This is a genomic window from Streptomyces sp. NPDC055962 (assembly GCF_042270185.1).
GTDB lineage: Bacteria > Actinomycetota > Actinomycetes > Streptomycetales > Streptomycetaceae > Streptomyces.
On record NZ_JBHJYN010000004.1, the window covers coordinates 475863 to 489375 of the forward strand.

A 13513-nucleotide genomic window follows, 5' to 3' on the forward strand; every position below is an offset into this window, starting at 1 on the left:
TCCAGATGTACGGGAACGATGGTTCCGGGCCCACCGAGGCCCCCCGGTACGACCTGCTGGTCGTCGGCTCGGCCAACGCCGACCTGGTCGTCGGTGTCGACCGCCGCCCCGGGCCGGGGGAGACGGTGCTCGGCTCCGACCTCGTCGTCCACCCCGGCGGCAAGGGCGCCAACCAGGCGGTGGCCGCCGCACGCCTCGGCGCCCGTACGGCGCTGCTGGCCCGGGTCGGCGACGACTCCCACGGACGGCTGCTGCGCGCATCCCAGCAGGAGGCGGGCGTCGACACCCGCGGAGTCCTGGTCGGAGGGGCGCCCACCGGCGTCGCCCTCATCACCGTCGACCCCTCCGGCGACAACAGCATCGTCGTGTCCCCGGGTGCCAACGCCCGGCTGACCCCTGAGGACATCAGGGCCGCGGGGCCCCTGTTCGCCGCCGCCCCGGTCGTCTCCGTACAGCTGGAGATCCCGCTGGAGACCGTCGCGGAAACGGCGCGTGCCCTCGCCCCGGGCGCGCGCCTGGTCCTCAACCCCTCGCCCCCCGCGCCGCTCCCCGACGCGGTGCTGGCCGCCTGCGACCCACTGGTCGTCAACGAGCACGAGGCGCGCTTCATCCTGGGGGAGGGCGCGGGCAGCTCACCGGAGTCCTGGGCGCGGGCGCTCACCGCGCTCGGCCCCCGGTCGGTGGTGATCACCCTGGGCGCGGAGGGGGCGCTGGTCTCCGACACGCGTGCCGGCGACACCGTCCACGTCCCGAGCCCCCGGGTCGAGGCCGTGGACACCACGGGTGCCGGCGACGCGTTCACCGCGGCGCTCGCCTGGCGGCTCGGCCTGGGCGAGGACCTCGCCGAGGCCGCCGCCTTCGCCGTACGGGTCGGCGCGGCAGCTGTCACCGGACAGGGCGCGCAGGCGTCCTTCCCGACCGCGGAGGAGGTCTCGGCCCTGTGAAGAAGTCAGGCATCCTGAACCGCCACCTCGCGGGGGCACTGGCCGAACTCGGCCACGGCGACGGCGTCCTGGTATGCGATGCCGGCATGCCCGTCCCGCAGGGGCCGCGCGTCGTCGATCTCGCCTTCCGGGCCGGGGTCCCGTCGTTCGCCGAGGTCCTGGACGGTCTGCTGGACGAACTGGTCGTGGAAGGCGCGACGGCGGCCGAGGAGATCCGCGAGGCCAACCCCGAGGCCGCCCGTCTCCTGGCCGCCCGTCTCCCGGACCTGACCCACGTCCCCCACGAGCGGCTGAAGGAACTCACCGCGTCCGCCCGCCTGGTGGTCCGCACGGGGGAGGCACGGCCGTACGCGAACGTGCTGCTGAGGTGCGGCGTCTTCTTCTGACGCACCCCGGCCACAGGAGCGGCGGTCCGGCCGGTCCGTCCCGCGACGGCGCGGGCGGGCTCCGGGTCGCCGTTCAGTGCTTCCGGGCGCTCACCAGGGCGAACGAGAGGAACCTCCCGCGTCCTGCGTCCTCGGTGAGCGTGCCGATGACCGGCCGGCACGCCGCCGGGCCCTCCGTCGTGTACGCACCGCACGCCTCGGACCACAGCAGCCGGTCCCGCCAGGCGTCCTCCTGCCGACGGGCGGAGGTGACCTCCACCCGTTCGGTCACCGCCCGGTGGAAGCGTCACCACTCGGCGGTGTGCCAGGGGGCTGCCTCCCCGCCGATACTCCGTTCGATGTGCGGCGGGACCGCTCCGAGACCGTGGACCTCGCGCGTCAGGGCGGGCGTCGCGATGCCGAGGCGGCCGCCCGGGCGCAGGAACCGCGTCAGGCGGGGGACGAGGTCGTCCGGTGTGGTCACAGGTGTGCACCCGAGCCCGGCTTCCGCGCCGGCACAACCCGTTCTTCCCCTAGGATCGCTCTCGTGACTGCCGGGTCGGCCATGGGCCGTGTACGAGAGAGCTGCCCGGCCCCTGCGTGAGTGCGCGGCGGGCCCGAGCCCCGCCGCCCTGCCGTGTTCCCCCGCCCGGCGCCCCTGTGTGGCGCCCCTCCCAGCGGAATCCACGACACGGAGACATCACAGACATGGCAGACATGACCCGCACACAGCAGCAGGACGCGGACAGCGGCCGAGGCGGCGTGGCCGTCGTCCAACTGGACCACCACGCCGTGTACGCCCGTGACCGAAGCCTGTCGGCCGAATTCATCGCCACGGTCCTGGGACTGGAGGTCGGCGCCCCGTTCGGGCCGTTCCTCCCTGTCGACCTGGGGAACGGCGTGACGCTCGACTACTACGAACTGCGGGACGAGCCCGTGCAGTCGCAGCACTACGCCTTCCTCGTCCCCGACGCGCAGTTCGACACCATGATCGCCCGGCTCCGGACGCTGGAGGTCACCTACTACGCCGACCCCCGGCACACCGAACCCGGGCGGATCAACCGCCTCTTCGGTGGCCGAGGTGCCTATTTCGAGGACCCGGACGGCCACAACATGGAGATCATGACCCGTCCCTACACCCGGCCCAGGTAGCGCCGGGTCAGAGGTCCGCGAGGCTGTCCACCAGCCGGGCCAGTGCCGACGCCAGGGCGCCGAGCCCCGGCCCGGCCGGGCCGCCCGGCTCGGTCATGTAGAGGTCGCGCCGGACCTCGATCATCAGTGCGGAGACCCGGCGGTCCGTTCCGTAGTGCTTCAAGGGCACGTACGTGCCGGCGAAGGGGCTGTCGAGCCCCGTCCCCCCGAACCCGGCGAACGCCGCCTCCGCCCGGGCCAGCAGCCCGGGCGGGGTGTGGAAGCCGTCGGTACCCAGGCAGACCGGAGGACGAGGACCCGCGCCGTGCAGTTCGTACGGGAGCGCGGTGGACGGATAGGAGTGGACGTCGATGACCACCGCGCGTCCCGTGGCGGCGAGCCGTTCGTCCACCGCCGCCGTCAACGCCCCGGCATACGGGTGGAAGTAGCGGTCGAGCAGGGACTCCTGAGCGTCGCCGGACGGCCGGAGCGGCGCCCCGTGCGTGGTGCGGGTGTAGACGGCACCCATGCCGACGGCCCGCATCTCCTCCCGGTCGTCGGGAAAGCGCTCGGGATCGACGACCAGCCGGGACAGGCCGTTGACGAAACGCCAGGGCGTCACCGCGCAGACGGCGGACGCACCGGCGGCCAGTTCGGCGGTGTGGGAGTCGGTGATGTGGTCGAGTTCGGCTTCGAGCGCTTCGCCGTCCAGCACGATTCCGTGGAGTACGTGGTCCGGGATCGTCCGGGAGGAGTGCGGGACGTGGAGCACCACCGGCGATCCGGCGGCCCCGGGCAGGAGCTGGAAGGGGGTGGGGGCGGGGCTCACATGGGTCCTTGTCCGTCGGGAAGGCGGACGGGGTCCGCCCTGTCTGCACATCCTCCCGCGCCACCCGTGGATCCTCCTGGGCCACCCGTGGATCCCGCGCGGGCCGGGGGTCCCCCGGGCGGGGCCAGGGACTCCCGCACGCGGGCCAGGGATCCTCTGCGCAACCCGGGGATCCCCCTGGGCGGCTCGCACATGCTCCCGCGCGGGCCGGGCAGCATCTGCCCGGCCCGGCGAGGGGACGGCCGACGGGGTCAGTTCGCCCAGACCTCGGCGTCGTCGGCCGGGACGGTGGTGGCGAGCTTCAGCTCCTTGCGGGCGGCGACCGACTTCTGCGGGTCGATGCCCGTGAACGCCATGTCGTACGCGATGTAGAAGTCGTCGGTGCTGCCGGCGGAGGCGGCGTCCTTCCACGCGTCCGCAGCATCCCCGAGCTGGGTGCGGAGCTTGACCGTCTCCGGCTGGTCCACGCTCTTCAGGGACGCCAGATGCGCGTCCAGCGCCTTGGACACGGCCTTGGCCTGCTTCTTGTAGCCGGGCAGGTCCTTCTCGATCTGGTCGGCCTCGGGCTGGTTGTTCCAGAACGCCTGGTACACGGCGTCCGCGCCCTTCAGGTAGGCGAGCTGGTCGGCGTCGAGCGACGTGTTCTTGAGCGACCCCGTGAACGTGCCCGTCTCCTTGGCGTACGTGCAGGTCACGCCCCGGTCGCCGGTCGCCCAGCTCTCCTTGGTGGGGTAGTAGATGAAGAGGCCGACCCCTTCGGGGACCGCCCAGGGGTCGGAGACGAACTTCTGCGTCTCCGACGGGCAGCCCGTGTCGGCGGTCTTCGACAGCTCCTCGTCGCCCGGGTACTCCGACTTCCCGTCGACGGAGAACTCGCCGACGACCTGGCCCTTGTGCGCCTCCGTGCACGGCACGACCTCGACGCTGACCTCCTGGCTGTCGGTCACCCCGGCATTCGGGTTGTAGCAGTCGCCGGGGGCGAGCGAGAAGACCGACCGCTGACGCACGACCTTCTTGGCGCCGTCCTTGGCGCTGTCGATGACGTCGGCACAGCCCACCGCGCCGATCGCGAGAAGGGCTACGGCGGCGGAGATGTGGCGTGCAGGGCGGGACGTGACTCCGGAAAACATGACGTGGGCATCCTCAAACGGAAGAACTGCGAACAGGTGTGCGCATCGTATGGCATAAGTGTGACGGTGCTGTGTGCAGGCGATCTCGGAACGGAACCTCTGCCCTCCGGACCCCTTCCGGAACGCTCTGCCGCGGGGGACGGGCGCGAGTCGCGGGGAACGGGCCGATCGATCGATCTCGCTATCAACTCGGCCTGTGACCAGTCAATCTGATAGGTATTCAGCACTGTGCGCGCGCCCACTCGAAGTGCTGTGCCGCAGTGCACCGGAGGGCTGGGCAGGCAGGGGGAGCCGAGGCGACCCCGGCGCGGGCCCCGCACGATCACCGGCCCCGACGGGGCCGCAGTCCAGTTCGTCGACCGGGCCGCACGGCCGGATCGGGAGCACGCATGAGAGCACTGCAGACCACGGCACTCCTCGCCTCGGCGATGGGTGCCGCCCTGATGGCAGGGCTGTTCTGCGCCTTCGCCTACGCCGTCATGCCCGGCTTGTCCCGCGGCGAGGACCGCGCCTTCGTCCAGAGCATGCAGCACATCAACAGGGCCATCATCAACGGCTGGTTCCTCCTCCCCTTCCTGCTGCCCCTGCCGCTCCTCGTGCTGGCGACGGTCCTCGCGGCGAAGGGGCACAGCCCGGGCGCCCTGCCGTGGATCGTCGCGGCGCTGGCGCTGTACGCGGCGGCGTTTCTCGTCACCGGCACACAGAACGTCCCGCTCAACGACGCGCTCGACAAGGTCCCGCTCGACGCGGGCACCGACCTCCTCCGGGAGGCGCGGGCCGCGTTCGAGGACCGCTGGGTCCGATGGAACACCGTCCGCGCCGTCCTCCACACCGCGTCCCTCGGTGCGCTTCTCTGGGCGGTCCACCTCCATGGCACGTCCGCCGGGGAGGCGGGCGCGTAGGGAGGGGGCACGCCCGGTCGTGGCGGGTCAGGCCGCGACGGCCATGTCCCGCCCCGCGAGGGCGGGGGCGGGCGACGGCGCGGCGGGCGGCGCGAAGACCACCAGCCGCAGCAACGCGAAGCGTCCGACCCCCGCCACCGCGGACGCCGACAGGTACACGGCCTGTTCCACGAGCGCGGACGGTGCCTGCTGCACGGCGTGCAGCACGAGCAGGGCGCAGGTGGTGAACGCGTAACTCACCGCCACCGTCAGCCCCGACCGCAGATGGACCTGCCAGCCCCCGCGTGCGCTCCGGAAGGAGATCCGGCCGTGCAGCTCCGTCGCGATCACCGTGGAGACGACGGTGATCACGGCGTTGGCGAGGACCAGCGGCACCCGCTCGCCGATGAGCACCAGCGCGCCACCGGCCGCCAGCCCGACACCCCCGCCGCACACGACGAAGCGCACGAATACCGAGACGAGCGGACGGGTGGTGCGCTGCGTCGACGGGTGCGCTGGGGCGGTCACGGGGAGCCTCCGGAAGGGGTGTGCAGCGGTGTTCCGATTCCACCTCACCACCTGAGGGCGGCGCGTCCCCCGAACGATGCAGTCGGGCCCCCACTTGTCTGGGGGGTTTCCCCCAGGGGCCCCTGGGGGTCAGCAGGGTCGTGGCGGGTGGGCGTGCACACCGGGGGCCTCCACCGTACGGAGGGGACGAGCCGCCCGTTCGGAACGGAAGCGTGCCGCCCGTACGGAACGGATGGCCCCCGGTGCTCGTGCGTCCCGCCGCACCACCTCACGGGATGCCCGGGCCGCCGGGCGTATCCGGATGCGCTGACCGCCACGCCGCCATCGAGCGGTCCCATTCGTCCCCGGAGAGCGCGGTGAGCGAGGCGGGGAAGAGGCCGTCCTCCTCCTTGGCGATGTGCCGGTGCAGTTCGTCCACGGCCTCCCGGAACCGTGCGGCGTCCTCGGCGCGGCCCAGATCGACCCGGTCGAGGAACGCGGCGAGCTCGCGGTGCTCCCGTACCAGGGCGGCGATGTACCCGGCGTACTCCGGGTCTCCGCCCATCACCGCGAAGAGCCCTTCCTCCTCGCCCCGCCAGTGGGAGAGGAGGTCCCGCCCCATCCGCGCGACCAACTGTGCGCCGAGCCCGGGATCACCGTGGTCGAGGGCCCGCAGAGCGTCCCCCGCGGTGTCCGTCACGGCCTCGTGCTCGGCGATGAACTCCCTGATCAGTGGGATCTCGCGGCAGCCGCAGTAATGGCACATGGCGCCACCGTAACCGGATACGCGGCATATCCATCGAGAAGCGGTGATCGTGCCGCAGGGATGCGGAAGCAGGGCGCCCGAGCCGGTCGACGCACCGCGGAGGCGGTGACGGGCGTGCACGAAAACGTCCCGGACGAGGGGGCGTTGCCCGCCCAGGTGGTGCCGCAGCGCTCACCGGGCGCGTCTGCCGGAGGGACCGTCACACGCGTGCTACGAATGCCGGGGCAGCGGATGGCCACCTCGGATCTCACCCGGGCGCCGCCTGAAACGTCCCGGTAATCCGCTCGGCGCGGGAGCTTCCTACCCTCGCTCGGGAATCGTCGGAGCAGCAGACGGAGGCGGTGCCGTGGCCGGCGCACCTGTACGCGGACGACAGGCCGAGCACAGCGTGGGGCTCTCCCACCGGATCATCCACGGCTATCGCCGTGCCTACCGGATGGCGGGGAAGGGGCCCGTCATCCTGCTCATCCACGGCATCGGTGACTCCTCGGCGACGTGGACCGAGCTCATCCCCGAGCTGGCCCGCCACCACACCGTGATCGCCCCGGACCTCCTCGGACACGGCGCGTCGGACAAGCCCCGCGCCGACTACTCGGTTGCCGCGTACGCGAACGGCATCCGCGACCTGCTGGGCGTCCTGGGTATCGAACGCGCCACCCTGGTCGGCCACTCGCTCGGTGGCGGCGTGGCCATGCAGTTCGCGTATCAGTACCCCGAGCGCACCGACCGGCTGATCCTCGTCAGCGCGGGAGGCGTGGGCAGGGAGGTGAACCCCGTGCTGCGGGCGGTGTCCCTGCCCGGCGCGGATCTGATGCTCTCCGCACTGCGCCTGCCCGGCATGCGCAGCCAGGTCGGCCTCTTCACCCGGCTGATCAGACTTCTGGACACCGACCTCGGCCAGGACGCGGGTGAACTGATCGACCTCGTGGACGCCCTGCCCGACGCCACCTCCCGCAGCGCCTTCATCAGCACGCTGAGGGCGGTGGTCGACTGGCGCGGCCAGGTCGTCACGATGCTGGACCGCTGCTACCTGGCGCAGGGCATGCCCACCCTCCTGCTCTGGGGTTCACGGGACAGTGTCGTCCCCGTGGACCACGCCTACGGCGCCCACGCGGCCATGCCCGGCAGCCGCCTGGAGATCTTCGAAGGCGCCGGCCACTTCCCCTTCCACACCGACCCCGTGCGCTTCCGCGACCTGGTCGAGGACTTCATGAGCACCACGGCCCCCGCCGACTGGAGCCAGGAACGGTGGCGCGAATTCCTCCGCGCCGGCCGCCCGGGAAGCAAGGACGGCACACCGGACCCGGCGTTCGACCGGGCGGTGGACCGCGACCTGAGAGAGGCGAGCGAGCGCAGCGCGACGTGAGGGGTGAGGGAAGGCGGGATACTCGGCGAGCAGGCGCCCTCCCTGGAGGGGGCGTCCCACTCGCCGGGATCCCGCTCGGGCGTGCGTCCCGACCGGAGGTGCCGGCTACGCCTTACGGGCGACCGCGCACCACATGGGCAGGGTGTCGTCCGGGGCGTCGGACGGGCCGGGGTGCCAGCGCGTCAGGGTGACCACGCCCGGTTCCAGGATCTCCAGGCCCTCGCAGAAGCGCTCGACCTCCTTCTGCGTGCGCGGGGTCGCCGAGGCGTTGCTGGCGGCCCGCTCGTTGTAGATCCGCATCGACTCCGCGACCTCGGGAGCGGTGACGTCGGCGGCCGGGTGGGACAGGACGAGGTAGCTGCCCGGCGCGAGGCGGTCCAGCAGGCGGCGGGTGATGTCCCACGGGTCCTCGGCGTCCTTGATGTACTGGAGGATCGCCACGAGCATCAGGCCGACCGGCCTGCTCAGGTCCAGCGTGCGCGACGCCGCGTCCAGAATCGCGTCCACGTCCCGGGCGTCGGCCTGTACGTAGTCGGTCTGCCCCTCGGGTCCGCTGACCAGCAGGGCACGGGCGTGGGTGAGCACGATGGGGTCGTTGTCGACGTACACGACGCGCGACTCGGGTGCCGCCTGCTGTGCCACCTCGTGCGTGTTGTCCGCAGCGGGGATGCCCGTGCCGATGTCGAGGAACTGGCGGATCCCGGCCGCCGCGAGATGACGCACCGCCCGGCCGAGGAAGGCCCGGTTGGCCCGGACCGACGGCACGATGGTCGGGTTCGCCTTGGCGGCGAGCTCAGCCGCCTCCTGGTCCACCGGGTAGTGGTCCTTGCCGCCCAGCCAGACGTTGTAGACGCGGGCGGGATGCGCAGTCGCGGGATGGGGTGTGGGCAGCGGGTATGCGTTCATGGTTCGTCACCTCGTGCGGCCAAGACGGCCCGGTCGGACTCGTGTTCGGCCACGTTACCCCGGTGATCTGCCGCTGATCGTCTATCAGTGGCCCCTGTCCGTGTACCACTTGGTGCGCCCGGCCACGGAACCGGTACCGAGGCCGCCGGTCACGAGCCTCGGTGGACGGTGGACGGCGGCCGGTGTGCTGGCCGGGTGCCCCGGCCTGCGTGGCGTGGGTGCCGTACTCTGAACCGCTGATGATCTGGGGGCGATGTGCGCGCGATATCGACTGCCGCGACGGCGATACTGGCAAGCCTGTTGATGGGAACGGCTGTCACCGGGTGCACGGGTGGAGGGCAGGAGCGGGCATTCTCCGCGGATGAGTTGCTGGACGAGGCGCACGAGGCGATGGGCACGCTGAAGACGGTGACCGTCGCGGCGTCGACCACCGGGACCGCCGGCGGCAGCTTCTCCAGCAGGCTGACCACCGATCTCAAGGGCCGGTGCACCAACAAGATCACCTGGACCGCCGGGGGCAGCCTCGAGCAGATCCGGATCGACCGCACCGACTACGTGCGCCCGGACCGCGTATACCTCCAGCGGTGGTCGGGCCACAAGGCCACCGAGGACCAGCATCGCTGGATCAAGACCTCGGCGGACCAAGCGGAGCCGGGAGACGGGCTGGTCGACTGCACCTGGCCGTTCACCGCGTTCGGGACGGCGAAGAAGGGTGAGAGGACCGAGGTCGAGGGCCGCCCGGCTCTCGCCCTGAAGGTGGCCGACGAGGCCGGCAAGGGCGAGACGAAGGGCATGTACACCTTCTACGTCGCCACGGAGGGCAAGCCGTACCTCCTCCGGGTCGTCTACAAGGGAACCGACTTCCGGAGCACCACCACGTTCAGTGCGTTCGACGAGCCGTTGGGCCTGCGGGCCCCGGCGGCGGAGGACATCCTGGAGTCCGCCTACGCCGACTGAGCCGCTCGCTGTGGCGGGCTGGTGTCCTTGCCGTGGCCCGGCCGGCATCAGCTTCCCTGCGCACGGTTCGGCGGCGACGGGGCGGGAGGCCGGCCGGGTCGGGCCGCGGGCGGGGGCTTCGGCGTACCCGTGCCCCCGGGCGCGGGCGCCGGCCGCGCGTCCGCCGGCCCGACCAGTCGGTGCTGCGCCAGGCAGGCCGCAACCAGCGCGGCGCCGAGCACCGGCCAGGCGAACGGTCCGGCGCTCACGGCGATGCCCACGACGACGGGGCCGAGGCTGCGCTGCGCCGACTGGGCGAGGCCGTGCACACCGACGTAGGCACCCTGGGCCTCAGCGGGAGCGAGGGCGATGGAGAGCTCCCAGGACGACAGGGAGTGCAGGATCTCGGCGAGCGTGAAGGCGACGGCCGCGAGCAGGACCGCGGCGGTGGCGAACCACGGGCCGCCGCCGGCCGAGGCCGCGAGTGCCATCCCTCCCGTCAGGAAGGCGGCACCGATCGGGACGAGCAGACGTCGCGCGGCCGCCGTCGTCGCCGCGAACCGGGACAGGGGGACTTGGAGCGCGACCACCAGCACGCTGTTGAGGACGAGGACCAGCGGTGCCAGCCCGACCGGTGCGGCGGTGGCATGGACGATCCACAGGGGGATGCCGACCTGGAGGATGCTGTCGTCCAGGAACAGCCAGATCTCCGACCCCGTGAACGCGAGGTAGCGACGGTCCCGCCACGGGGTCGCCGCCCCTGCGCGGGGCGGGGGGACGCCGGGGCCGGTGACGATCCTGCTGGGGGACGGCGGCTCGGCGCACCGCAGGGTCAGGACCCCGATGACCAGGTAGGAGGCCACGTTGGCGAGCAGGAGGACCTGGTAGGAGGCCGTGGTCCCCACGGTGAGCGCGGCAGCGGCTCCGGCCGCGCCCACCGCCCAGCCGATGTTCACCGCCGTACGCTGGATCGCCTGGTAGCGGATGCGGTGCGGGCCCGCGACGCGTGCGGCGAACAGCTTGGTCAGCACGCTCGAAGCCCGGTCCGGAAGTGATGCCAGGGCGGAGAACAGCACGAGCAGGACGTAGTCGTTCGTCGTGAGCAGGGCCAGGAGGGCCGCGCCGCGCGCCAGTTGCGCGGCGACCAGGACGCGGGTCACGGGGAAACGGTCGGCGAGCCGCCCCGCCAGCGGGGGCCCGGCTATGCCGAGAATGCCCGACAGCCCCATGAGCAACCCGATCTGACCGATGGACAGGTGGGCGACGTAGTGGAAGTAGAGCGTCGCCGCCCCGCTCCAGAGTCCGGTGCCCACCTTGTCGATGACGGCGACGACCAGCATGCGCCGCCCGTCGCGGCCTCCCGGGACGGCAAGGCGCCGGACGAAGGGCAGGCGGCTCGGAGTCGGTTCCATCGGATTCCCCCTTGACAGGTCTTTTGTATCGGTACAAACTTTGATCTGTGGCAGAACAATATGGGATCGCGGGCGGCACGGCCAGGGAGATTTCCGCGTCCGTCGAAAGCCGCGTGGCCGACGGCACGTTGGGGCCGGGCGCCTCGCTGCCCCCGGTGAGGCGGCTCGCCGAGGGGCTGGGGGTCAGTGCCGGGACGGTCGCGGCGGCGTACAAGGAGCTCCGTGGGCGGGGTGTGGTGGTGACCCTGGGCCGCGGCGGCACGGTGGTGGCGTCCGCTCCCGCCGTCACCTCACGACGCCCTCCCCGGGTGCCCTCGGGGCTGCGCGACCTGGCGGGCGGTCACCCCGACCCTGCCTGCCTCCCGGTGCTGGCCCCGCCCGCCCGGGTGGAACCCGTGCCCGGATCGCACCGTGCCTCGCCGAGGCTGGGCCGGCTGGAGGACGCAGCCCGCGCCTGGTTCGCCCGTGACGGCGTACCGACCGGGTCGGTGACCTTCGCCCACGGTGCCCTGGACTGCATCGCCAGACTGCTGTCCACCGAACTCAGGCCCGGCGACGCCGTGGCCGTGGAGGACCCCGGCTTCCACCATCTGCTCGACCTGGTGCCGGCGCTGGGCCTGCGCATGCTTCCCGTGACGGTCGACGACGACGGCATCCGCCCGGAGGCGCTGCGCACCGCACTGCGCGCGGGGGCCCGGGCCCTGGTGTGCAGCCCGCGCGGCCAGAGCCCGTTCGGCGCCCGGTTCACCCCCGGACGCAGGGACCAACTCCTCTCGGTGCTCCGCGACTTCCCCGAAGTCCTGGTCGTGGAGGACGACCACAACGCGGACATCGCCGGCGCGGACGCGGTGAGCCTCGCGTCCGGCGGACTGGCCCGCTGGGCCCATGTGCGTACGGTGTCCAAGCACCTCGGGATCGACCTGCGCTGGGCCGCCCTCGCCTGCGACCCCGCCACCCTCGCGCGCCACGACGGGCGGATGCTGCTGACGTCGGGGTGGGTGAGCCACATCCTCCAGGCGACCGTCGCGGACCTCCTGACCGACCCGGCGGTGACCCGGCTGGTGGCCGGTGCCTCCCGTACGTACACCATCCGCCGCGAAGCCCTCGGCGCGGCGCTGGAGGGGCACGGCATCCCCTCCTGCGGGGTGAGCGGCCTCAACCTGTGGGTGCCCGTCCGGGACGAGTCGACGGTCGTCAACGGACTGCGCACCAGGGGCTGGTGGATCGCGGCCGGAACGCGCTTCCGCATCGCCTCCCCCTCCGCGGTACGCATCACCACCGCGACCCTCACACCGGCCGAGGCCGTCCGGTTCGCCCGGGACTTCGCGGACGTGCTGGCCGACTCGCAGGCGGTCTACGGCGGCTAGGGCTTGTCCGGCCGGTCATGTGCGGAGCCAAATCGCGACGGTCGCCGCGGTGGCGGTGCCGAGGAAGACGTAACCGCGCTTGTCATAGCGAGTGGCGACCGCCCGGAACTGCTTCATGCGGTTGATCGCCCGCTCGACGGTGTTGCGCTTCTTGTAGCGTTCCTCGTCAAAGCTGGGCGGCCGTCCACCGCGTGCGCCTTTGCGCAGGCGGGCGGCCTGGCTGTCACTCTTCCCCGGAATCGTGTGGCGGATGCCCCGCCGTCGCAGGTACTCGCGGACGGGGCCGTTGCTGTAGGCCCTGTCGGCCGCAAGGCTGTCGGGCTTCTTGCGCGGTCGCCCCAGGCCCGGTCTGGGCACTCGGATCTTCTCCAGCACCACGATGAACTGGGTGCAGTCAGCTCGCTGACCTGGTGTGACGATCAGGGACAGCGGACGGCAGCGGCCGTCCGCGCTCAGGTGAAGCTTGCTGGTGAACCCGCCGCGCGAGCGGCCCAGGCCCTCGCCTACAGCACCACCTCCACCAGGCGGGTGTGCAGACTCCGCCACGGCGCTTCGCCCTGATGTTCTGTCTCTTCGGCCCCCTTTGAGCCGGGCGCCGGCGGTGGGTCGGTGCGAGCGCCCGCCGCATGCTGATGCGCCCGCACGATGGTGGAGTCGACCGAGATGTCCCAGTCGATCTCGCCTGCGGCGTCGGCCGCGGCCTGGACCTGCTGGAGGAGGCGTTCCCAGGTACCGTCCGCCGACCACAGGCGGTGGCGTTCATAGACGGTCTTCCATGGACCGAACCGTTCGGGCAGGTCACGCCACTGCACTCAAGTCCGCACCCGGTGCAGGATCCCATCGATCACCTGCCGGTGATCTCGCCACCTGCCGCAACGCCCGTTGCTGACCGGCAGGAACGGCCGTAGCAGTTCCCACTCGGCATCACTCAGATCACCCCGCCCCATGCCCGCATCAACGGCTGGAGCACGCT

Annotated in this window: 15 protein-coding genes and 1 pseudogene; 7 read left to right on the plus strand and 9 right to left on the minus strand. The window is 72.2% G+C overall.

Annotated elements, in window-relative coordinates:
* Positions 1-5 precede the first annotated feature (5 nt).
* Positions 6-944, plus strand: a complete 939-nt coding sequence (locus ACFC51_RS15730) for a ribokinase (RefSeq protein ID WP_376370068.1) — start codon at positions 6-8, stop codon at positions 942-944.
* Positions 941-1330: a D-ribose pyranase gene (gene rbsD, locus ACFC51_RS15735; protein ID WP_376370069.1), complete on the plus strand. Its 390-nt coding sequence runs from the start codon at positions 941-943 to the stop codon at positions 1328-1330. Before ACFC51_RS15730 ends, rbsD begins: the two co-directional genes overlap by 4 nt.
* A 73-nt stretch (positions 1331-1403) precedes the next feature.
* On the opposite strand, the gene ACFC51_RS15740 is transcribed toward rbsD, so the two are convergent.
* A complete protein-coding gene (locus ACFC51_RS15740) occupies positions 1404-1601 on the minus strand; it encodes a hypothetical protein (protein ID WP_376529101.1) in 198 nt (65 codons plus the stop codon).
* Positions 1602-1616: 15 nt separating this feature from the next.
* Positions 1617-1793: a hypothetical protein gene (locus ACFC51_RS15745; protein WP_376529104.1), complete on the minus strand. Its 177-nt coding sequence runs from the start codon at positions 1791-1793 to the stop codon at positions 1617-1619.
* A gap of 233 nt (positions 1794-2026) precedes the next feature.
* Here ACFC51_RS15745 and ACFC51_RS15750 point away from each other — a divergent pair, with 233 nt between their 5' ends.
* Complete coding sequence (locus tag ACFC51_RS15750; RefSeq protein WP_376370185.1) at positions 2027-2461, plus strand: VOC family protein; 435 nt, start codon at positions 2027-2029, stop codon at positions 2459-2461.
* Positions 2462-2468: 7 nt separating this feature from the next.
* Here ACFC51_RS15750 and ACFC51_RS15755 read toward each other — a convergent pair whose 3' ends face one another.
* On the minus strand, positions 2469-3269 hold the full coding sequence (locus ACFC51_RS15755; RefSeq protein WP_376529106.1) for an N-formylglutamate amidohydrolase: 801 nt from the start codon (positions 3267-3269) through the stop codon (positions 2469-2471).
* 251 nt (positions 3270-3520) lie between these two features.
* Positions 3521-4399 carry a septum formation family protein gene (locus ACFC51_RS15760; RefSeq protein ID WP_376370075.1) on the minus strand — a complete coding sequence of 293 codons (879 nt, stop codon included), beginning with the start codon at positions 4397-4399 and terminating at the stop codon, positions 3521-3523.
* A 389-nt stretch (positions 4400-4788) separates the two neighbouring features.
* On the opposite strand from ACFC51_RS15760, the gene ACFC51_RS15765 reads away from it, so the two are divergent.
* The gene (locus tag ACFC51_RS15765) at positions 4789-5301 is read left to right on the plus strand and encodes a DUF1772 domain-containing protein (RefSeq protein ID WP_376529108.1); all 513 of its coding nucleotides are present in this window, start codon (positions 4789-4791) and stop codon (positions 5299-5301) included.
* Positions 5302-5328: 27 nt separating this feature from the next.
* Here ACFC51_RS15765 and ACFC51_RS15770 read toward each other — a convergent pair whose 3' ends face one another.
* Together ACFC51_RS15770 and ACFC51_RS15775 are read right to left on the minus strand one after the other, a co-directional pair.
* Positions 5329-5808 carry a hypothetical protein gene (locus ACFC51_RS15770; protein WP_376370078.1) on the minus strand — a complete coding sequence of 160 codons (480 nt, stop codon included), beginning with the start codon at positions 5806-5808 and terminating at the stop codon, positions 5329-5331.
* A 268-nt stretch (positions 5809-6076) separates the two neighbouring features.
* The gene (locus ACFC51_RS15775) at positions 6077-6553 is read right to left on the minus strand and encodes a hemerythrin domain-containing protein (protein WP_376370079.1); all 477 of its coding nucleotides are present in this window, start codon (positions 6551-6553) and stop codon (positions 6077-6079) included.
* A gap of 346 nt (positions 6554-6899) precedes the next feature.
* On the opposite strand from ACFC51_RS15775, the gene ACFC51_RS15780 reads away from it, so the two are divergent.
* On the plus strand, positions 6900-7919 hold the full coding sequence (locus tag ACFC51_RS15780; protein WP_376370081.1) for an alpha/beta fold hydrolase: 1020 nt from the start codon (positions 6900-6902) through the stop codon (positions 7917-7919).
* A 105-nt stretch (positions 7920-8024) separates the two neighbouring features.
* Here ACFC51_RS15780 and ACFC51_RS15785 read toward each other — a convergent pair whose 3' ends face one another.
* On the minus strand, positions 8025-8825 hold the full coding sequence (locus ACFC51_RS15785; RefSeq protein WP_376370082.1) for an SAM-dependent methyltransferase: 801 nt from the start codon (positions 8823-8825) through the stop codon (positions 8025-8027).
* A 303-nt stretch (positions 8826-9128) separates the two neighbouring features.
* Between ACFC51_RS15785 and ACFC51_RS15790 the strand changes: the two genes are divergently transcribed.
* Positions 9129-9782: a hypothetical protein gene (locus ACFC51_RS15790; protein ID WP_376529110.1), complete on the plus strand. Its 654-nt coding sequence runs from the start codon at positions 9129-9131 to the stop codon at positions 9780-9782.
* Positions 9783-9829: 47 nt separating this feature from the next.
* Here the strand turns inward: ACFC51_RS15790 and ACFC51_RS15795 are convergent, their stop codons facing one another.
* Positions 9830-11173 carry an MFS transporter gene (locus ACFC51_RS15795; RefSeq protein WP_376529113.1) on the minus strand — a complete coding sequence of 448 codons (1344 nt, stop codon included), beginning with the start codon at positions 11171-11173 and terminating at the stop codon, positions 9830-9832.
* A 47-nt stretch (positions 11174-11220) separates the two neighbouring features.
* Here ACFC51_RS15795 and ACFC51_RS15800 point away from each other — a divergent pair, with 47 nt between their 5' ends.
* Positions 11221-12540, plus strand: a complete 1320-nt coding sequence (locus ACFC51_RS15800; RefSeq protein WP_376529116.1) for an aminotransferase class I/II-fold pyridoxal phosphate-dependent enzyme — start codon at positions 11221-11223, stop codon at positions 12538-12540.
* 15 nt (positions 12541-12555) lie between these two features.
* Here ACFC51_RS15800 and ACFC51_RS15805 read toward each other — a convergent pair.
* A pseudogene (locus ACFC51_RS15805) lies at positions 12556-13487 on the minus strand (IS5 family transposase).
* Positions 13488-13513: the final 26 nt, after the last annotated feature.